Origin of the sequence: Ochrobactrum sp. SSR, from assembly GCF_030067775.1 — a bacterium.
Classification (GTDB): Bacteria; Pseudomonadota; Alphaproteobacteria; order Rhizobiales; family Rhizobiaceae; genus Brucella; species Brucella teleogrylli.
Map to the genome: position 1 here is coordinate 73,038 of NZ_CP125970.1, position 19,977 is coordinate 93,014.

Sequence of the window (19,977 nt, forward strand, 5' to 3'; positions counted from 1 at the left end):
AAAAACAATGACCAAGCTTGCCGAAACAACCCCGAAATTCTGGGACGTCGTCTTTTCCCTAAAGACGTTCGCCGCCGGTATGCTTGCCTTGTGGATTGCGCTGATGGCCAATCTGCCAAATCCATACTGGTCGATTGCCGCCGTTTATATCGTCGCGCATCCGCTTTCGGGGGCCACCACATCCAAGGGCATCTATCGTCTGATCGGCACGATCATCGGCGGTGCGGTGACGATTCTTTTCGTGCCACATCTGATCAATTCGCCGGAAATCCTGACCGTCGCCATCGGCGTGTGGATGGGCGTCTGTCTGGCGATCAGCCTGCTTGACGGCACGCCGCGCAGCTATCTCTTCATGCTCGCCGGTTATACGGTGGCGATTGCAAGTTTTGCCGTGGTTACCGTTCCTGAAACCACCTTTGATTATGCGCTTGGCCGCGTCGAGGAAATTGCCATTGGCATTGTCTGCGCGGCGCTGGTCAATCGCCTCGTCTTTCCGCGCCACAGCGGGCCGGTTCTGGTCGGTCGCATCGACAACTGGCTGCGTGAGGGGTCACGGCTTGCCGTCGCCACCATGCGCGGCGAGGGCGCCAGCCCGCAATTTCTGCGCGACCGTCAGCGTCTGGCATCCGACGCGCTGGAACTGCGCAACCTGACCACCCATGTGGCCTATGACACCTCGTCCATTCGTGGCGTTGGAACCATGCTGCATGTGCTGCAACAGCGCATGGTGGCCGTGCTGCCGATCATATCCAGCCTGCACGATGTCATCGTGCTGAAGCCGGGTGAAGGCGAAAAGCCTTGGCATCCGGCTGTCCAGCAGCTTCTTGATGAAGCTTGCAACTGGCTCGAAAGCGGCGAAAATCTCAGCGAAGAGCGCCGCGCCGTTCTGTTGAAGCTGATCGACGAGATCGAGCGTCACGGCAAGGACGCCTCCAGCTGGGGTGAGCTTCTGCCGTTCAACGTGGCTGCGCGTGTCCGCGATCTGGTCCAGATCTGGAGCGATTGCATAACGCTGCGTCAGGATATCGTATCCGGTGCGAAGCGCGGCCATGCGCTGCGCTGGCGCCGTTACGACGCCCATCTAAAAGGGCGTCCCGCGCACCGCGATTATGGCATGGCGTTTCTGTCGGGCTTCTCGGCCTTTCTCGCAACCAGTGTTGCAACGGCCTTCTGGATCGCCACCGGCTGGTCACAGGGCAGTGCAGCCGCAATGATGGCAGGCATCTTCTGCTGTATCTTTGCGACGATGGACGACCCCGTGCCGGTGATGCGAAAGTTCAACTGGCTGTTGATGATCGTGATCGCAGCCGCTTTCATCTTCGAATTCGCGCTGCTGCCGCTGGTGGACGGTTTCTTCCCGCTGGCTTTGGTGCTGGGTCTGTTTCTGGTGCCTGCCGGTGTGCTTCTGGCAATTCCGTCGCAGTTTCTGCTGGGCATGGTGCTCTGTGTGAACCTGCCCAACATGCTCATGCTGCAAAGCCACGCCACGTCGGATTTCGTCACTTTTGCCAATGCCAATCTGGCAACGGTTGTCGGTATCGTCATTGCTGCGGTGATCACGTCTATCGTGCGCTCGGTCGGTGCCGAATGGAGCGTGCGGCGTCTGGTCGAGGCTGGCTGGCGCGATATTGTGGCGGCAACCGAACGCGGACCAAGCCGTCATCGCCGCCAGCATATGAACCGCCTGTTGCTGCGCATGATTGACCGCATCGGCATGATGACGCCGCGTCTGGCGCTGATCCCATCGGCGGATGTCGCCAAGGTCGATCTGCTGCGCGACCTGCGCAACGGGATGAATACCATCGACCTGCAACAATATCGCGCCAAGTTGCCCGAGCCCTGCCGCGAGGCGGTGGATGCGGTGCTGGACGGTGTCGGCGCGCATTATCGGGCTTTGTCCAAAGGCGGGCCGAACGGCCTGTCGCGTCAGGGCATCGACGAACAATTGCTCACCGCCATCGACAAGGCGATAGCGGTGATCATCGAAAGCGGCTCGCCAGCCGTTGCCCGCCGTCCGCGGCTCGCACTGGTGGCGCTGCGTTTCAACCTGTTTCCCAAGGCGCCGCCTTTTGCTTTGCCACCGCGCCCGCAATTGGAGCTGCCGCAAGCCGCCTGACCAACAGCAGCTTGAAGACTGAATGTGAACGATCATGAGACCTGAACTCGATATATACGGGATTTATATCCCGACCCTGGGCGTGCTGGCGCTTGGCGCCTATGTCCTCAATACGATCATGCAACGCCTTTTGGCGCGCGTGCGTTTCTACCGTTTTGTGTGGCACCGGCCCTTGTTCGATGCCGCCATGTATTTCTGCATTCTTGGCGCTGCCGCCATTATCTTGAACGGAATAGACTGATGAAAAAGCTCTTCGCACATACTGGCCGGGTTTTTCTCACCCTCGTCATGGTCACAATGGCGGGGCTGCTGGGCTGGCATCTCTGGGATTATTACATGAATGCGCCGTGGACACGCGATGGCAAGATCCTTGCCGATGTGGTGCGCGTTGCACCGGACGTGTCGGGTCTGGTGAGCGAAGTTCTCGTTCGCGACAACCAGACCGTCAAAAAAGGCGATGTGATTTTCCGCATCGATCAGGCGCGTTACAAGCTGGCGCTGCAAACGGCGGAGGCCAAGGTCGACAGCAGCAAGGCTGCGCTCGACATGGCCAATCGCGATCTCGTCCGTTATCGCCAGCTCAACGACACGACTGTGACCCGCCAGAAGCTGGAACAGGTTGAAACGACAGCCATGCAGGCCGAGGCGGCTTACCGTCAGGCCGGTCTGGACCGTGATCTGGCCGCGCTCAATCTGGATCGGTCTTCGGTCAAGGCGACGGTCAATGGCGTCATCACCAACTTTTCGCTGCAGCCGGGCGACTATGTCACCGCAGGTTCTGCCGTAACGGCGCTGGTGGATACGGATTCCTATTATGTCTCGGGCTATTTCGAAGAAAACAAGCTTGAGCGTATCAAGCTCGGCGATCCGGTGGTGGTCGATATCATGGGCAGCCACGTGCAGCTCAAGGGCAAGGTCGAAGGCATTGCCGGTGGCATCGAGGATCGCGAGCGCACCGCAACGACAAGCCTGCTTGCCAATGTCACGCCGACTTTCAACTGGGTGCGTCTTGCGCAGCGTGTGCCGGTGCGCGTCAAGCTTGAGGACGTGCCGGATGGCGTGCACCTCGTGGCGGGCCGGACCGTCAGCGTGTCGGTCGTCGAATAATCGACGTCCAATCGATCAAAGGCCCGGCTGTTGTCCGGGCCTTTTTCGTGTTAGCCAATGGCAAAGAATTTTCGAGGCTTGGTTATGCGGGTATTGGTCGTCCAGAATTATGATGGTGCGGGGCTCGGACAGATTGAGCCCGTCCTGAAAGAAGCCGGTTATGCGATTGATTTGCGCCTTCCCTACAATGGCGATGCGCTGCCCGCTGATGATACCGACCACAAGGCGCTTATTGTGCTGGGCGGCGAGCAGAATGCGCTGGCCGATGCCGAATTTGCCTATTTCCCGCATCTGCTCGATCTCATTCGTGGCTTTGGTGACAGGGACAAGGCGGTGCTTGGCATCTGCCTCGGCAGCCAGCTTGTGGCGCGCGCCTATGGCGGCGACAATATCCTCGACCGTCCGATGGAGTTCGGCTGGCTGGAAGTGCGCCTGACCGAAGAGGGCCTGAACGATCCGGTCTTATCGACGGCAGGCAGAGCGTTTCCGATCTTCCATTGGCACCGCGATACGTTCACGCTGCCAAAAGGTGCCGTGCATATGGCGCAAAGCGACATGACGCAGAATCAGGCCTACCGGATCGGACGGGCGGTCTATGGAACCCAGTTCCATTTCGAAGCCGATACCGCGCTCGTCAAACAGTGGAATGCCCAACTCGCCCACGAAATCGAAGATTTTGCGCCGGGCTGGGACAAGGCGTTTGCGCAACTTGCCGAGAGCGTTGGCCGCTCCTCAGACAGAGCGGGCGCGGCACTCGCCAAAGCCTGGATCGACCAGATTTAAACCCAACATTAACCTTGCGGATAGACTTCGCGTTGCTGCTTTGCCACATGCTGTGAGCAATGCGTTGTTTTGTGAAAAAAGCGCGGTGAACGACGCCGCCGTTCAGTTGCAGGTAACTTTTATCGGGTGTAACTGAACGCCGTCTCCCGGGCAATGATCGGTCGGGCAGGGCTTCACGCCATGCTCGCAACGGCGGCTCGTTTTATCGAATTTCATCCGGCAACCGTCGAAAGAGTTCCCGAATATGACCGCCAAGCATGCCGCCCTTCTTACCGTCCTGATGGTCTCCGCGATCGTGTTCATGGCTGTCGGCATCTTCACCGTCGATGCCGGTAACACCATGGTTTCGAGCGATGGTTACGGAATTTCCAGCGCTCATTAATTCGCTTCGATGAAGCGCTTTTCCGCGCCATCGATTGCGATTGCCGAGAGCAGGCCGCTCTTCCAGGCATAGGTGTCGAGATTGACGCGGTTGGGCTGAACATCGACCGCGCCTTGCGGCGTATGCCCATGGATGATCACCTTTGCGAGGGGACCGGTCCATTTCAAAAACAAAGTGCGTATCCAGATGAGGTCGTCCGGGTCCTGCTCTTCAAGCGGGACAACGGGGTTGACGCCTGCGTGGCAGAAAAAGAAGTCCCCGAACGACAGCCAGCGCGGCATCGAGCGTATGAAATCGACATGCGCTTGCGGTACGGCTTTCACCAGAGCCTCGTGTCCGCGCCGGGCTTTGTCCGGATCGGAAAAATCGAGTTCCACGCCATAGGAGCGCCCGGTCTCCACGCCGCCATGCAGAGCGAAGATGCCTGCCGTGTCGCCGGTGGCGAGATAATTGAGAAAGCCTTCGTCGTGATTGCCGAGAAGAGACAGGATGCGCGGATCGTGCGCAGCCGCCTCGATGAGAAAATCGAGCACTTCCTTGGATTGCGGTCCCCGGTCGATGTAATCGCCGAGATGGATGATGCGCCAGTCATGGACGGGGCGATGGTCGAGATCGGCGCGGATTAATCCGTGCATATCCTGCAACAGATCGAAGCGCCCATGCACGTCGCCAATGGCATAAAGGCGAATGTTCTGCGGGCCGCATGCATCCTTGAAAACCACACCAGTCATTCGCCGTCGTCCTTCACTTCCTTCACCGCATTGGTGCCCGCCCGCTGGCGGAAGCGCAGCTGCGACACGCGCTCGCGTTCTTCGTTCAGTTCGCGGTCATGGGTGGCCTGCTCGACGAAGCGGATATGCTTCTGCACCGCTTCACGGGCGGCCTGCGGGTTGCCAGCCATCACCGCGTCATAGATAGCGCGATGCTGCGAAAGGAACATGTCGGCGACGCCCGGATAGCTGTAGATGAGGCTGCGGTTGTAAAACACGCCATCCTTCAACAGCTGGTAGCAGGAGCGCAAAGTGTGCAACAGCACGATGTTGTGCGCGGCTTCGCCGACCGCATTGTGCAGCTCGACATCAAGCCGCGCTTCGGTGTCGAAATCGCTCGCGCCATGGGCCGTCTCCATCGCATGCATGATTTCCGTCAAAAGCGCCTTGTCGGCGGGTGTGGCACGCAACGCCGCATATTCGGCGGCGATGCTTTCGATCTCGCGGCGATATTCGAGATAGTCTGCGGTCGCCTTGCGGTGGTCGGCAAAAAGCTTGACTACGGGCGCGCTGAAGACCTGCCCGATCACATCGGCGACAAATGTTCCGCCACCATGGCGGGAGGTCAAAAGGCCAGCCGTTTCAAGGCGCTTCAAGGCATCGCGCAGGATGGGCCGGGAAATGTCGAACTGGCGTGCCAGTTCGCGTTCGCCTGGCAGACGGTCGCCGCCGCGCAGAACGCCCTCCAGAATGAGCGTCTCGATCTGGTATACGACGTCGTCCGCTGTGCGGCTCGCCTGTATGCGGGAAAAAATCGTTTCGGCCATGCCGTTCAAGCCCTCTGCGTATCGGCGGCAAGGTAGCCGCAAGGGACGGACCCGGCAACGGAATATAGAGCTTTTCCAGCAAAAGTGCGAAGCGGTTTGCGTCTGGAAATGCGTAAAAATAAATACTTAGAGCGGTTCCGACGATTCCGTCAAAACAGGAACCGCTCTATTGAAAATAAAGCCCGACTGGTGATCCAGCCGGGCTTTATGATGCTGGAAAAAAGGGGTTTTAAGCCTTTTTGCGCTTGCGCGTCGCAACCAGCACAAACAGACCGGCGACAACGCCATACATCGCCCATTTGAACGGCAACGCATCAGCCGTTTCGCTGCGGATCGGCAGCACGGTCACAGTGCCGGGGCGGCTTTCGACGCCGGATTTACCTTCGGCCTTGGCCTGTTCGATCTGTTGCGGGGACACGACCCATTCCGCACCGCGGGACTTGTCGTAGAACATGAAGCCGCAGCCGACGACAACGGCAACGATGATAGCGAGAATGAAGCGGATCGGAGTGTTCATTATCTTTCCTCAAAAGTCGGAACGATACGGCCAGCATGATGGGAGTTCATGCCGCACCGTATTTATATGCACGCTTTCTAATGCGCAGCGTTTCATAGTCGGCAAAAGACTTGATGTCTATTTTTGAGATGCGCCCTGTGGAGAACTGCCGCTCTCCCAATAGGGAACGGGCCCGTAAAGGTCGGCAAGATAGTCGATGAACAGGCGCACCTTGGCAGGCAGGAACTGTTTCGACGGATAGACCGCGTGAATGGCCACGTTGCGCGATGCGGTATAGTCGGGCAGCACCTGCACAAGCTTGCCCGCGGCCAGTTCAGGGCCGATATCCCAGGTGGAGCGCTGGGCAATGCCGAGACCGGCCAGCACGGCCTCGCGCACCATTTCGCTGGAATTGGTCTGGAGTGGTCCGACCGGGCGAATGACAATCGGGCCTTTCGGCCCTTCCAGCCGCCAAGGATCATTGTTGTGCGGCGCAAGGCAGATATGGGCCTGCAAATCTTCGATGGTCTCAGGCGTGCCGCGTTCCGCGATATAACCGGGCGATGCGACAAGCAATCGGCGGACCGGCGCCAGCCTGCGGGCCACAAGGGTCGAATCCGACAATTCACCGATGCGGATGGCGAGATCATAACCGTCGCCGACAATATCGACCATTTCGTCGGTCAATTGCATATTGACGGTCAGGTCGGCATTGGCGCGCATGAAAGGCACCAGATAGGGGGCGATATGCATGCGCCCGAAGGTCGTGGGAGCCGAGATTTTCAGCGTGCCGCGCGCATCCGCCGAGCGGCGCGCGACGAAAGCTTCCGCTTCCTCGATATTGGAAAGAATGGCCAGCACGCGCTCATGATAGCCCAGACCAGCCTCGGTCAGCGCGATTTGCCGCGTGGTGCGTTGCAGGAGCCGGGTGCCGAGGCGCTCTTCCAGACGACCGAGACGCTTGGAAACCACGGCAGGCGACAGGCCGAGATCGCGAGCCGCCGCCGACATGCTGCCGGTTGCGACCACGCGGGCAAAGATTTCCATATCGGCCAGACTGCTGCTCATCATGATCGTCTGATCCCCCGAATTGCCCTGCGCTTCAATTGCATCTAGCCCAGCGTTGCAAGGCTCCGCAAGCAATTATGCCACAGCGTGAAAACTGTTATGCGAAAGGTGCAAGTGGTAAAAATGATTTACCACTTGACGAATGCGGCGCAGGGTGCACTTTGCATGTTAGAGCTATTCCAGAAAAGATCGGGTCTGTCCATCTCGGTTGGCGTGGCGTTAAAACAGCGCGTTACGACCGTTCCGGTTCTCAAGCGAGGATGAAAACCGGGGCGGCATTTGAAGGCTGGCGGCACCTTGACGAAGAGGGTCTGCCCAGCGGCGGAGGAGCAAATGAGCGGATTGATTATGCCGGAGCCGGATGCGTCCGTCATGCAGCGGCGCGGGCAGATCGTGGATGATCTGCGCGATATCGTACCGGGCGAGGGCGTGGTCGATACGGTCAATGCGATGCGTGTGTTCGAGAGCGACGGCCTGACGGCGCATCGTTCGCTGCCGCTGGTGGTTGTGCTGCCGGAAACGGTCGATCAGGTCTCACAAGTTCTGCGTTATTGCCACGAGAATGGCATTCGCGTCGTGCCGCGCGGTGCGGGCACATCGCTGTCGGGCGGTTCCATGCCCTTGCAGGATGCGGTGCTGCTCGGCATGTCGCGCTTCAACCGCATTCTCGAAATCGATTATCCCAACCGTGTCGCCGTGGTGCAGCCGGGCGTGACCAATCTCGGCATTACCAAAGCCGTTGAGCATGAGGGCTTTTATTATGCGCCCGATCCGTCGTCGCAGATTGCCTGCTCGATTGGCGGCAACGTGGCGGAAAACGCCGGTGGCGTGCATTGCCTGAAATATGGCCTGACAGCGAATAATGTTCTGGGCATCGAGATGGTGCTGATCACCGGCGAGGTGTTGCGCCTCGGCGGCAAGCATCTCGACAGCGAGGGCTATGATCTTTTGGGTCTGATGACCGGCTCGGAAGGACTGCTGGGCGTGGTGACGGAAATCACCGTGCGTATCCTGCAAAAGCCGGAAACGGCGCGCGCCGTCATGGTCGGCTTTCCATCCAGCGAGCAGGCCGGCCAGTGTGTGGCCGATATTATCGGCGCAGGCATAATTCCCGGCGGCATGGAAATGATGGACCGACCCGCCATCAAGGCGGCGGAGGATTTTGTGCGCGTTGGCTATCCGCTCGACGTGGAAGCGCTGTTGATCGTCGAACTCGACGGCCCGCCGGTCGAGGTCGATCACCTGATCGGACGGGTTGAGGCGCTCGCACTGCGCAATGGTTCCACGACCTGCATTCTGTCGCAGTCGGAAGAGCAGCGTCTGGCTTTCTGGGCCGGGCGCAAGGCAGCTTTCCCGGCGGTGGGGCGCATTTCGCCCGACTATCTATGCATGGATGGAACCATTCCGCGCAAGGAACTGCCGCGTGTCCTGTCGGGCATGCGCGACTTGTCCGAGAAATACGGATTGCGGGTGGCCAATGTGTTCCACGCAGGCGACGGCAATCTGCATCCGCTGATCCTCTATGATGCGAATATCCCCGGTGAACTGGAAGCAGCCGAAAATTTCGGCGCAGATATTTTGCGGCTCTGCGTGAAAGTTGGCGGTGTTCTCACCGGCGAACATGGCGTCGGCATTGAAAAACGCGATCTGATGCCGGAAATGTTCAATGACATCGATCTCGACCAGCAGATGCGCGTCAAATGTGCTTTCGACGCCAAGCATCTGCTCAATCCGGGCAAGGTGTTTCCGCAATTGCGCCGCTGCGCCGAGCTTGGTCGCATGCATGTGCATCGCGGCGAGCTGGCCTTCCCGGATGTTCCCCGATTCTGAGTTGTGGTTTTGATCATGAGCGATGCAAATATTCTAAAGCCGCAGGATGAGGCGGGCGTTCTGGATGCGGTGCAGGACGCGCTGGCCAGCTCCACCCCGCTGGAAATTATCGGCCATGGCTCCAAGCGCGGCATTGGACACAGGGTCGATGCGGGCCGCGTGCTCGACGTGTCGCAGCTTACGGGCGTGACCCTGTACGAGCCGGACGAACTGGTGCTCTCGGCAAAGGCCGGAACGCCGATGGTCGAGATTGAAAAGCTTCTGGCCGACAACAATCAGTGCTTCCATTTTGAACCGATGGATTACGGTCCTTTGCTGTCGGGCGAGCGCGGTCGCGGCACGATCGGCGGCGCGCTGGCTGCCAATCTGTCTGGTCCGCGCCGTCTCAAGGCGGGTGCTGCGCGCGATCATGTGCTTGGCGTGCGCGTTGTGTCGGGACGGGGCGAATTGTTCAAGTCCGGCGGTCGCGTGGTCAAGAATGTGACGGGTTATGATCTGTCCAAGGGCATGGCCAATTCCTGGGGCACGCTGGGCGTCGCCACCGAGGTGACGTTCAAGGTTCTGCCGAAGCCGGAAACGGCGGCCACGCTTGTCGTGCGCGGGCTGACCGACGAACAGGCGGCGCGTGTCATGGCCATGGCTATGGGATCGCGCGAGGAGGTCGCTTCGGCAGCACATTTGCCGCCGACGGTTGCCAATCGCTTCCTTGATGGAAAGCTCGGCTGGGAAGCGGCGACCGTGTTGCGGCTTGAGGGCTTTGCGCCTTCGGTCGAGCATCGCAGCCGCCAATTGCAGGCATTGCTCCGCCAGTCCGGCATGGTGGAAGCGCTCGACGGGGCGCAATCGCAGCAGCTCTGGCGCGAAGTGCGCGATGTCCTGCCTTATGCCAATGCGGGCGACAATCGTGCTGTATGGCGTGTTTCGATGACGCCGATGCAGGGCTGGCAGATGGTGGACGAGTTCCGTCGTCATGCAGGCGTCGATGCCTATTATGACTGGCAAGGCGGCTTGATCTGGATGCGGATGGAGGCCGACCCGGAAGCGCAGATCTTGCGCAAGCTGATCGCCAGACATGGCGGCGGGCATGCGACGCTGGTGCGCGCGCCGGAGGCGATCCGCGCCGGTGTTGACGTTTTCGAACCGCAGCCAACAGCACTTGCGGCCTTGTCGCAGCGGTTGAAGCAGCAATTCGATCCGGAAAATATTCTCAATCCGGGCCGCATGCATTCTCATCAGGTTGGAGCGTGACACGATGCAAACCCATTTCAGCCCCGACCAGCTGCTCGACGCGAGCGTTCAGGAATCGGAAAAAATCCTGCGCAAATGCGTGCATTGCGGCTTCTGCACGGCCACATGCCCGACCTATGTGACGCTGGGCAATGAACTCGACAGCCCACGAGGGCGCATTTATCTGATCAAGGACATGCTGGAAAACGGGCGTCCTGCGGATGAGGAAGTCGTGCGCCATGTCGACCGCTGCCTGTCGTGCCTTTCCTGCATGACGACCTGTCCTTCAGGCGTCAATTATATGCATCTGGTCGATCATGCCCGCGCGCATATCGAGAAAACCTTCAAGCGCCCGTTCATGAACCGCTTTCTGCGTGGTGTTCTGGCGCAGGTTCTGCCTTATCCGGGCCGGTTCCGCGCAGCGCTGAAACTGGCAAAGCTCGGCAAGCCGTTTGCGCCGCTTTTGCGCAAGAGCGACGCCCTGAAACCCATGGCGGCGATGCTTGATCTCGCGCCGCAAAGCCTGCCAGCGGCGGTTCCCGTCGAAACCATCAGCGCCGCCAAGGGCGAAAAGCGCGGTCGGGTGGCAATTCTCAACGGCTGTGCGCAGCCTGTGCTCAATCCGGGTATCAATGCCGCCACCTTGCGACTTCTCAACCGCTTCGGCATCGAAGTGGTGACACCGAAGGGCGAAGGGTGCTGCGGTTCGCTGGTTCACCATATGGGCCGCGAGGAGCAGGCGCTGGAACAGGCGCGGCACAATGTCGATGTCTGGATGCGCGAGATCGAGGCGGGCGGTCTCGACGCGATCATCGTCACGGCGTCCGGCTGCGGCACGACGATCAAGGATTATGGGTACATGTTGCGGCTCGATCCGGCCTATCAGGACAAGGCTGCGCGGGTTTCGGCGCTGGCAAAGGATATCACCGAATATCTGACCGTCATCGACCTGCCGGAACCCGATGCGCCGCAGCCACTGACGGTCGCCTATCACTCGGCCTGCTCGATGCAGCATGGGCAGAAAATTGTGCGGCAGCCTAAAGACCTGCTCTCAAAAGCGGGCTTTACGGTGAAGGAACCGCTGGAAGGGCATCTGTGCTGCGGATCGGCTGGCACCTACAACATCATGCAGCCGGAGATTGCCGCCAAGCTGCGCGACCGCAAGGTGAAGAATATCGAGGCAACGGGTGCGGCTCTGATCGCAACCGGCAATATCGGCTGCATGACCCAGATCGCCACCGGCAGCAAGTTGCCGATTGTCCACACGGTGGAGCTGATCGACTGGGCCTATGGCGGGCCGAAGCCGGTCGCTCTCTCAGGCTCCCGTCTTCACTGACGCGGCATAGTGCAACGGAAAGCCCTTGAAGCTTTTCGTTTCTTTCAGAACGAAGGTCGTCTGCATTTCCTTGATACGCGGCAGGCGGCGGAGTGTGGACATGGCGAAATCGGCATAGGTGTCGAGATCGCGTGAGACCACCTGCAGCAGAAAGTCGGCATCGCCAGCGATGCTGTAGCAGGTGATCACGTCGTCGAGGTCCATCAGCTCGGCGGCGAACTGTTCCGCCTCCAACTCGCTGTGACTGTCGATCTTGATCCGCACGAAGGCCATGACGCCAAGACCGATTGCCTTGCGATTGAGATTGGCGCGATAGCCGTCGATCACGCCATCGTCTTCCAGCTTGCGCATCTTGCGCCAACTGGGGGAGGTGGACATGCCGACCTGATCGGCCAGCGCCTGATTGGTCAGGCGACCGTCTTCCTGCAAAGCTTCGAGAATGCGAATATCGGACGGTTCCAGCATGCTCATAAAATCTACCTGAATTATAGTAAGTTTGGGTAGAAGCTACCTTATCATGATCATAATCAGGTAAGAAAGGCAGGATCGCCCCGGAGATGCGGTGTATTTCTCAGACAGAAACACCAAAATTCTGGAGCCATCATGCAGGAAGATCTGCGTCTCGCCGTTATCGTCAACCCTGATCTGGCGCAGGGCCTTTTAGCAAATACGGTCGCGGCCATCTCAATCGGACTTGGTGCGCAGCTGCCGCAAGTTGCGGCGCGGCAACTGGTTGATCGCTCAGGCGTCGCCATCGACATCAGCTCCGACCGTCCTGTGCCGATCCTGCAAGCGGACGCGGAAACGATCCGGTCGATCCTGTTGAAAGCGGCTGCACATGAAGACAGGGAAGCGGTTGTGGCCTTTCCAGCCTTCGCGCGGGCAATGCATGTCTATGCGGAATATGAAACCACGTTTCCGAACCGCGATCTTGCCGCCGAGGTCATTGATGGGGTGGGGATCGCCGGTCCCGCCAAATGGGTCCGCTCACTGACCGGTAGTCTGAAATTATTGCGATAGAAAAAGCCGGGCAGGTGCCCGGCTTTTTGTTCGAATGCTTTGGATCAGCCCGCAGAGAACGTGGCCGGGTTCGGGCCGATACGGCCATCGGTCTTGTCCAGCTTGGTGATGGCATCGTGATCGGTGCCATTGAGGCTGAAATCGAAGACCTCGAAATTTTCCTTGATGCGCGCGGGCGTGACCGACTTCGGAATGACGATATTGCCGGTCTCGATATGCCAGCGCAGGATAACCTGCGCGACAGACTTGCCGTGTTTCGCGGCAATCGCCTTCAGCTTTTCGTCCTCCAGAATCTTGCCCTGCCCAAGCGGGCTCCAGGCTTCCGTGGCGATGTTGTGCTTGCCATGGAACAGGCGCAGCTCGTCCTGCTGGAACTGCGGATGCAGCTCGATCTGGTTGAGAACCGGCGTGACGCCGCTTTCCTTGAGAATGCGTTCAAGATCGGCGGTGCGGAAGTTCGACACGCCAATGGACTTCACGAGGCCCTCTTCCTTCAGCTTGATGAAGGCGCGCCATGTTTCCATGAACAGGTCTTTGGAAGGCATCGGCCAATGGATCAGATAGAGATCCACATAATCGGTGCCGAGCTTTTTCAGGCTGGTCGCAAACGCTTTCAGCGTCGACTCATAGCCCTGCTCGCTGTTCCAGAGTTTGGTCGTCAGGAAGATGTCGCCGCGTGCAATGCCCGAAGTGTTGATGGCTTTGCCAACGCCTTCTTCATTGCCATAGATCGCGGCAGTGTCGATGTGCCGGTAGCCCGCTTTCAGTGCTTCGCTGACCGCTGTAACCGCTTCATCATTGCCCACCTGCCAGACACCGTAACCGAGCTGCGGAATATGGTTGCCGTCATTCAGTTTTACGGTCGGTACGGTCATGAACTATCCTTTCCCTCCATCAAAATACGGCACCGGCTCATATCCGGTACAACCGCATTTCTGGCCGCCCTCTGGCGGCTCCGTCCATATTTTCTCAAATCATCACTGGCAGCATATGGGTGTTCGCGGGAAAAGCAAAAGCCTTTTCAGGTCGTTTTGCGACTTGTTGCAGGCTCTTTTCCTCAAATAATCCAACGTTTCAGAATTATGAATGGAAAAAGCCGCCCTGCGGACAGGGCGGCTTTGTTCAACTGTAAAACTGTTCCGCAACGGGTCAGCGAACCACGACGCGGGCGCCGATGGGAACCCGTTCGTAGAGATCGGTCACATCCTCGTTGCGCATGCGGATGCAGCCGGAAGACATGGCCTTGCCGATGGTCCATGGCTGGTTGGTGCCGTGAATACGGTAAAGCGTGGAACCGAGATAAAGGGCGCGTGCGCCAAGCGGATTGTTGACACCGCCATCCATGCGCGCAGGCAGGATGCGGCCCTTCTTGCGCTCGCGGGCGATCATTTCCTTCGGCGGCGTCCAGCTTGGCCATTCGGCCTTGCGGCTGATGCGCTGCGAACCTTTCCAGCTAAAGCCCTGCTTGCCGACGCCGACGCCATAACGCATCGCCGTGCCGCCGGATTCGACCAGATAGAGAAAGCGCTTGCCTGTATCGATGACGATGGTGCCGGGCTTTTCCTTGCCGGAATAGGAAACGCTCTGCGGCAGATAGGCCGGGTCGATCTGGCGCTTGGCCGGTGCCGTGGCCGGGTTTTGCGCCGGGCGCTGGTACGAAACCTGACGATAGCTCGATTTCTGCTTCTGGCGTTGCTTGACCGTTGTGCGGCGCACGGGCTGCTGGACGGTGCCGTCTGGCATCTGGCGCACGCGAGCAGGCTGGCCGTGCAGCTGCGCTACCCAAGGCGCGGACAGATCGGGACTGACTGCGACCGGCGGCAGGGTTGCATAACGTTCACTGGCGAAGGCCATGCCGGTGCTGACGACGGAAACGGCAATCGCCGCGAGCGATCCGATCAAAAGAAGATGACGTGGTTTCATGGTCCAGATCCGTCCCTCTTTGCGCCATCATCCGGGTTTCTTCACCTGTCTGGGTTCATTGGCGCGGTTGCCTGGCTGCACCTCCTGACATGCCCTGTCAGGAGAACAACGTTCAATTTCATGACGGGATTGTGCGCCCCAATGGAATCGTAAAGGTAAATTTCGGTCGCGTGTTCTGCCTGCCTGAAGCTCTAAGTAGAGTTGTGGTTAGCGTCGGGTTGCGTCACATGTTTAATGATCGATGAAGCTTTGCGCATGTCCCCGAAAAGTGGGAAACAGTTTTCGGATAGTGTCGTGAGCTAAGAAAATGGAGGCGGGAAAATGAGTGATGTTGCCGAGGTCAAGACAGGTTTGATCGTCAGCGAGGATGGCAAGACCCGCTGCTTCTGGCCGGGCGTCTTGCCGGATTATCTCGCCTATCATGATAATGAATGGGGCGTGCCGGTCTCCGACGATTTCCGGTTGTTCGAGAAGATATGCCTTGAAGGTTTCCAGTCGGGGCTGTCGTGGCTGACGATTTTGCGCAAGCGCGAAAATTTCCGCACGGCATTCGACGGCTTCGATTTCCACCGCGTTGCACAATATGACGAAAAAGACGTGGAACGCCTGCTCGCCGACAAGGGTATCGTGCGCCATCGCGGCAAGATCGAATCGACCATCAACAATGCAAACCGCGCCATTGAACTGGTCGCGGAAAAGGGCTCGCTAGCGGCCTATTTCTGGTCGTTCGAGCCGGGTGCGGCGGACCGCCCCGCCGTGGTCGATTATCCGACGCTGGTGGCCAATCCGAAAACCGATACATCCATCCGCATCTCCAAGGATTTGAAAAAGCGCGGCTGGTCCTTCGTCGGGCCGACAACGGTTTATGCCTTCATGCAGGCCATGGGTCTGGTCAACGACCACATCGAAGGCTGCCACTGCCGTGCCCAAATAGAAAAACTGCGGCAGGCATTCAAGCGGCCCCAATAAGCTACGCGCCAAGAAACAGGGATTGCTAAGGAGCAGTCTTTCTGCCAGAAAAACGCGCTTGTTCGGAGATTGGCTATGGATTTGACATCGCTCATTGCTTTCGCGGGTATTCTGGTCGTTGCTGCGGGCACGCCGGGGCCGAATGTCGGCGCATTGGTTGCGCGTGTCATCAGCCGTGGGCATAAGGGCGTCTTTCCATTCATGTTTGGCCTCTGGCTCGGCGATGCCGTGTGGCTGTCGCTTGCCGTCTGGGGCCTGTCCGCTCTCGCCAACAGCTTCCACACCGCGTTTCTGGTGCTGAAATATGCGGGCGTGGCCTATCTGATCTATCTGTCGTGGAAAATGTGGACCGCCCCGGTCAATGAAGAAGCGGATGAAAACGCCATTCCGCGCGAGGGTGAAGGGCGCAAGCTTTTTCTCAGTGCACTTGCCGTCACGCTCGGCAATCCGAAGATCATGGTCTTTTACATCGCCATTCTGCCGACGGTCGTGAATATCAACCACGTTTCGCTTGTCGGCTGGGCAGAACTGCTGGCTGTCATGTTTGTCGTGCTGGCGGCAGTAGACACCGCATGGGTGGTGCTGGCCGCGCAGGCCCGGCGCGTTTTGCGCAGCCCGCGCATGATGCGCATTGCCAATAGAACCAGCGCTGGCGTGATGGCGGGCGCTGCCGTCGCCATTGCCGCACGCTGAACACGCTTCCCGCACTTGCCGCAACGGACTTGATCGGTTAGGAAACCGGCAACGGGTTTGCTGCCGGTTTTTCCGGCATGTATTGTATATATTTAGCGATCAGGCAGGAAAAATGGCCGATAAAGCGGACAAGATGAAGGCGCGGCTGCCGCGCGGGTTTGTCGATCGGGTTCCGGACGACTTGCGCGCCGCCGAAAAGATGATGGCGACGATCCGCGAAGTCTATGACCTCTATGGCTTTGAGCCGGTGGAAACGCCGCTGGTGGAATATACCGACGCGCTCGGAAAGTTCCTACCGGATCAGGACCGTCCGAATGAAGGTGTGTTTTCCTTTCAGGATGACGATGAGCAGTGGCTGTCGCTGCGCTACGATCTGACCGCGCCGCTGGCGCGCTATGTCGCCGAAAATTTCGAGCAGCTGCCGAAGCCTTATCGCAGCTATCGCAATGGCTGGGTGTTCCGCAATGAGAAGCCGGGCCCGGGCCGCTTCCGTCAGTTCATGCAGTTCGACGCCGACACGGTTGGCGCGCCGAACGTCTCTGCCGATGCCGAAATGTGCATGATGATGGCCGACACACTGGAGCGCCTTGGCATTCGTCGTGGCGACTATGCGATCCGCGTCAACAACCGCAAGGTTCTGGACGGTGTGCTGGATGCCATCGGCCTTGAAGGCGAGGGCAATGCTGCCAAGCGCCTGAACGTGCTGCGCGCCATAGACAAGCTCGACAAGTTCGGCCCGGAGGGCGTGCGCCTTCTGCTCGGCAAGGGTCGCCTCGACGAAAGCGGCGATTTTACCAAGGGTGCTGAACTTAGCCCTGCTGCAATTGAAAAGGTGCTGGCCTTTACCGCCGCCGGTGGTACGACCGGAGCCGATACGATTGCCAATCTGCGCGCCGTCGTTGCAGGCAATGCCAAGGGCGAAGAAGGTGTCACCGAACTCTCCGACATGCAGGCGCTGTTCTCGGCAGGCGGCTATGATGGCCGCGTGAAGATCGACCCGTCCGTGGTGCGCGGTCTTGAATATTACACCGGCCCGGTTTTCGAAGCCGAACTTCTGTTCGACGTGACCAATGAAGACGGCCAGAAGGTCGTGTTCGGTTCGGTTGGCGGCGGTGGTCGTTATGACGGCCTCGTGTCGCGTTTCCGTGGCGAGCCGGTTCCGGCGACGGGCTTCTCCATCGGCGTTTCGCGCCTGATGACGGCGCTGAAAAACCTCGGCAAGCTGGATGTGTCGGATGTCGTCGGCCCGGTCGTCGTGCTGGTGATGGACAAGGACACGGAAAGCCTCGGTCGTTATCAGAAGATGGTCTCCGATCTGCGGCAGCAGGGCATCCGCGCTGAAATGTATGTCGGCGGTTCCGGCATGAAGGCGCAGATGAAATATGCCGACCGTCGCGATGCGCCATGCGTGATCATTCAGGGCTCGCAGGAGCGCGAAGCCGGTGAAGTGCAGATCAAGGATCTGGTCGAGGGCAAGCGCCTTTCCGCCGAGATTGAGGACAATGTGACCTGGCGCGAGAGCCGTCCGGCGCAGATCACCGTCAAGGAAGACGGACTGGTCGAAGCGGTTCGGGAAATTCTCAGCAGTCAGGCGCAGGACCGCGCTCAAGCCGCAAAGTGATCGGAATCATGGTTGCAACGCGCACATCGCCGGTTTTCAACGCGCTTCGCACTGAGCTTGATGCGCGCGATGCCGATCTGGTGGAAATACCGCTGATCCAGCCTGCCGATCCATTTCTGGATATGGCGGGCGAGGATCTGCGCCGTCGCATTTTCCTCACCGAAAACGAGAATGGCGACAGCCTGTGCCTGCGGCCGGAATTCACCATTCCGGTCTGCCGCAACCATATTGCGCTCAATGCCGCAACGCCGAAGCGTTACGCTTATCTCGGCGAAGTGTTTCGCCAGCGCCGTGACGGCGCGGCTGAGTTTCTTCAGGCAGGCATCGAGGATCTGGGTGCTGCCGATGAAGCGGCTTCGGATGCGCGCTCGATTGCCGATGCGCTGTCCTGTGTGCGTTCCGTTGTCCCTCAAGCCAAGCTCGAAATCGTGCTGGGTGACCAGTCGGTTTTCGCAGGCATGCTGAAAGCGCTTGGTTTGCCGCAGGGCTGGCGCAAGAAGCTGCTGCGTTCCTTCGGTGATGCGCATTCCATGCAACTGGCTCTGGCCGAACTGACGGGCGACAAGCTGCGCGATTCGCTGCCGGAAACGCTGGCCGTTCTCGTTGCAGAAGGTGACGAAACCGGCCTTGCGCGCACGCTGGAAGCAGAAATGCTGGAAGCTGGCATTTCGCCGGGCGCTGGCCGTTCGCCTGCGGAAATCGCCCGCCGCCTGATCGAAAAGGAAGATCTGGCCGCCACGCGGTTCCCCGCTTCGGCGCTCGATCTGCTCAAGCAGTTTCTGGAAACCCATGTCACGCTCGATTCCGCGGCGGTGACATTGCGGGCCTTCGCATCCGAAAATGCGCTCGATCTTGGCGCTGTGCTTCAGAAATTCGAAGCCCGTGCCGAAGCGATTGCCGCGGCTGGCATCAAGACCAGCGATATCGTCTATGACGCGTCGTTCGGGCGTCCGCTCGATTATTATACCGGCCTCGTTTACGAAATCCGCGCCGCGGCCGTAGAAAAGGATGCGGTTCTGGCGGGCGGCGGTCGTTACGACCGGCTTTTGACCATGCTCGGCGCTTCCGAAAACATTCCCGGCGTCGGCTTCTCGATCTGGCTGGACCGGCTGCAAGTGCTGGCGGGAGCAACGAAATGAGCGTCACATTGGCATTGCCGTCCAAGGGGCGGCTGAAGGAACAGACGCTCGCCGTTCTCGAAAAGGCCGGTTACAAGGTGATCCTGCCGGATGACGACCGTAATTATCGTGCGCGCGTCGAAGGCGAAGACGATCTCGATATCCTGTTCCTGTCGGCTTCCGAGATTGCCCGCGAGCTGGGTTATGGCAGCGTTGATATGGGCGTGACAGGCGAAGACCTCGTGCGCGAAACACTGGCCCATGCCGATGAGCGCGTGGCCATCGAGGCGGAACTGGGTTTCGGTCACGCCGATGTTGTTGTCGCCGTGCCCGAAGTCTGGCGCGATGTGACCAGCATGGCCGACCTTGATGACGTGGCTGCCGATTTTCGCCAGCGTCATGGTCGCCGTTTGCGCATCGCCACTAAATATTGGCGTCTGACGCAGCAGTTCTTCTCGCAAAAGCATGGCATTCAGGTCTATCGCATCGTGGAAAGCCTCGGCGCGACCGAAGGCGCTCCGGCGGCAGGGTCCGCCGACATGATTGTCGATATTACGTCCACCGGCTCCACCTTGCGCGCCAATCGTCTCAAGGTGTTGGAAGATGGCATCATCCTGCGCTCGCAGGCCTGCCTCGTCTCGGCGCGCCGCAGCCATGGCAATGCCCGTGTCGCGGAAATTGCCGAGCGTATCCGCAAGGGTCTCGTGGCCTGACGCTTTCGTTATGCTATGACGTTCAATGAAAAGCCGGT

General features: G+C 59.2%; 21 protein-coding genes. 14 read left to right on the forward strand and 7 right to left on the reverse strand.

What is annotated here, in order from left to right; translation table 11 throughout:
- The first annotated feature begins 7 nt into the window (after positions 1–7).
- The 5 genes from QLQ11_RS11915 to QLQ11_RS11935 all read left to right on the forward strand — a co-directional run bounded on the left by QLQ11_RS11915 (position 8) and on the right by QLQ11_RS11935 (position 4,388).
- Entirely contained in the window at positions 8–2,116 is a 2,109-nt protein-coding gene (locus QLQ11_RS11915) for an FUSC family protein (protein WP_109367823.1), read from the forward strand.
- A gap of 34 nt (positions 2,117–2,150) precedes the next feature.
- Complete coding sequence (locus tag QLQ11_RS11920) at positions 2,151–2,357, forward strand: DUF1656 domain-containing protein (protein ID WP_078338977.1); 207 nt, start codon at positions 2,151–2,153, stop codon at positions 2,355–2,357.
- Positions 2,357–3,223: an HlyD family secretion protein gene (locus QLQ11_RS11925; RefSeq protein WP_109367822.1), complete on the forward strand. Its 867-nt coding sequence runs from the start codon at positions 2,357–2,359 to the stop codon at positions 3,221–3,223. Before QLQ11_RS11920 ends, QLQ11_RS11925 begins: the two co-directional genes overlap by 1 nt.
- Before the next feature lie 84 nt (positions 3,224–3,307).
- Entirely contained in the window at positions 3,308–4,006 is a 699-nt protein-coding gene (locus QLQ11_RS11930) for a type 1 glutamine amidotransferase (RefSeq protein ID WP_283736266.1), read from the forward strand.
- A 244-nt stretch (positions 4,007–4,250) separates the two neighbouring features.
- Positions 4,251–4,388 carry a hypothetical protein gene (locus tag QLQ11_RS11935; RefSeq protein ID WP_167836115.1) on the forward strand — a complete coding sequence of 46 codons (138 nt, stop codon included), beginning with the start codon at positions 4,251–4,253 and terminating at the stop codon, positions 4,386–4,388.
- On the opposite strand, the gene QLQ11_RS11940 is transcribed toward QLQ11_RS11935, so the two are convergent.
- From QLQ11_RS11940 to QLQ11_RS11955, 4 genes are all read right to left on the reverse strand, one after another.
- Positions 4,385–5,119, reverse strand: a complete 735-nt coding sequence (locus QLQ11_RS11940; RefSeq protein ID WP_109367820.1) for a metallophosphoesterase — start codon at positions 5,117–5,119, stop codon at positions 4,385–4,387. The genes QLQ11_RS11935 and QLQ11_RS11940 overlap by 4 nt on opposite strands.
- On the reverse strand, positions 5,116–5,925 hold the full coding sequence (locus QLQ11_RS11945) for an FCD domain-containing protein (RefSeq protein ID WP_109367819.1): 810 nt from the start codon (positions 5,923–5,925) through the stop codon (positions 5,116–5,118). Before QLQ11_RS11945 ends, QLQ11_RS11940 begins: the two co-directional genes overlap by 4 nt.
- 229 nt (positions 5,926–6,154) lie before the next feature.
- Entirely contained in the window at positions 6,155–6,442 is a 288-nt protein-coding gene (locus QLQ11_RS11950; RefSeq protein ID WP_109367818.1) for a hypothetical protein, read from the reverse strand.
- A 117-nt stretch (positions 6,443–6,559) separates the two neighbouring features.
- Complete coding sequence (locus tag QLQ11_RS11955; protein WP_283736286.1) at positions 6,560–7,489, reverse strand: LysR family transcriptional regulator; 930 nt, start codon at positions 7,487–7,489, stop codon at positions 6,560–6,562.
- A 333-nt stretch (positions 7,490–7,822) separates the two neighbouring features.
- Between QLQ11_RS11955 and QLQ11_RS11960 the strand changes: the two genes are divergently transcribed.
- The 3 genes from QLQ11_RS11960 to glcF are packed head-to-tail and all read left to right on the forward strand — an operon-like array spanning position 7,823 to position 11,882.
- Entirely contained in the window at positions 7,823–9,319 is a 1,497-nt protein-coding gene (locus tag QLQ11_RS11960) for an FAD-linked oxidase C-terminal domain-containing protein (RefSeq protein ID WP_109367817.1), read from the forward strand.
- Positions 9,320–9,334: 15 nt separating this feature from the next.
- On the forward strand, positions 9,335–10,567 hold the full coding sequence (gene glcE, locus QLQ11_RS11965; protein WP_109367816.1) for a glycolate oxidase subunit GlcE: 1,233 nt from the start codon (positions 9,335–9,337) through the stop codon (positions 10,565–10,567).
- 4 nt (positions 10,568–10,571) lie between these two features.
- Positions 10,572–11,882 (forward strand): glycolate oxidase subunit GlcF, encoded by a 1,311-nt coding sequence (gene glcF, locus QLQ11_RS11970; protein ID WP_109367815.1) that lies wholly within the window; start codon positions 10,572–10,574, stop codon positions 11,880–11,882.
- On the opposite strand, the gene QLQ11_RS11975 is transcribed toward glcF, so the two are convergent.
- Positions 11,862–12,353, reverse strand: coding sequence for an Lrp/AsnC family transcriptional regulator (locus QLQ11_RS11975; RefSeq protein ID WP_109367814.1), 492 nt, complete (start codon positions 12,351–12,353; stop codon positions 11,862–11,864). The genes glcF and QLQ11_RS11975 overlap by 21 nt on opposite strands.
- 132 nt (positions 12,354–12,485) lie before the next feature.
- Between QLQ11_RS11975 and QLQ11_RS11980 the strand changes: the two genes are divergently transcribed.
- Positions 12,486–12,902 carry a DUF2000 domain-containing protein gene (locus tag QLQ11_RS11980; protein WP_109367813.1) on the forward strand — a complete coding sequence of 139 codons (417 nt, stop codon included), beginning with the start codon at positions 12,486–12,488 and terminating at the stop codon, positions 12,900–12,902.
- 44 nt (positions 12,903–12,946) lie between these two features.
- Here QLQ11_RS11980 and QLQ11_RS11985 read toward each other — a convergent pair whose 3' ends face one another.
- Both QLQ11_RS11985 and QLQ11_RS11990 read right to left on the reverse strand, forming a co-directional pair.
- Positions 12,947–13,777 carry an aldo/keto reductase gene (locus tag QLQ11_RS11985; protein WP_109367812.1) on the reverse strand — a complete coding sequence of 277 codons (831 nt, stop codon included), beginning with the start codon at positions 13,775–13,777 and terminating at the stop codon, positions 12,947–12,949.
- Positions 13,778–14,051: 274 nt separating this feature from the next.
- Positions 14,052–14,825: a L,D-transpeptidase gene (locus QLQ11_RS11990; RefSeq protein ID WP_121538905.1), complete on the reverse strand. Its 774-nt coding sequence runs from the start codon at positions 14,823–14,825 to the stop codon at positions 14,052–14,054.
- A 321-nt stretch (positions 14,826–15,146) separates the two neighbouring features.
- Here QLQ11_RS11990 and QLQ11_RS11995 point away from each other — a divergent pair, with 321 nt between their 5' ends.
- The 5 genes from QLQ11_RS11995 to hisG all read left to right on the forward strand — a co-directional run bounded on the left by QLQ11_RS11995 (position 15,147) and on the right by hisG (position 19,939).
- Positions 15,147–15,794 (forward strand): DNA-3-methyladenine glycosylase I, encoded by a 648-nt coding sequence (locus tag QLQ11_RS11995; RefSeq protein ID WP_109367810.1) that lies wholly within the window; start codon positions 15,147–15,149, stop codon positions 15,792–15,794.
- Between the two features lie 75 nt (positions 15,795–15,869).
- Positions 15,870–16,487, forward strand: coding sequence for a LysE family translocator (locus QLQ11_RS12000; protein ID WP_109367809.1), 618 nt, complete (start codon positions 15,870–15,872; stop codon positions 16,485–16,487).
- Between the two features lie 112 nt (positions 16,488–16,599).
- Complete coding sequence (gene hisS / locus QLQ11_RS12005) at positions 16,600–18,108, forward strand: histidine--tRNA ligase (protein WP_109367808.1); 1,509 nt, start codon at positions 16,600–16,602, stop codon at positions 18,106–18,108.
- Between the two features lie 8 nt (positions 18,109–18,116).
- The gene (locus QLQ11_RS12010; protein ID WP_109368037.1) at positions 18,117–19,247 is read left to right on the forward strand and encodes an ATP phosphoribosyltransferase regulatory subunit; all 1,131 of its coding nucleotides are present in this window, start codon (positions 18,117–18,119) and stop codon (positions 19,245–19,247) included.
- A complete protein-coding gene (hisG, locus tag QLQ11_RS12015) occupies positions 19,244–19,939 on the forward strand; it encodes an ATP phosphoribosyltransferase (protein ID WP_109367807.1) in 696 nt (231 codons plus the stop codon). The genes QLQ11_RS12010 and hisG overlap by 4 nt, the downstream gene beginning before the upstream one ends.
- Positions 19,940–19,977 lie beyond the last annotated feature (38 nt).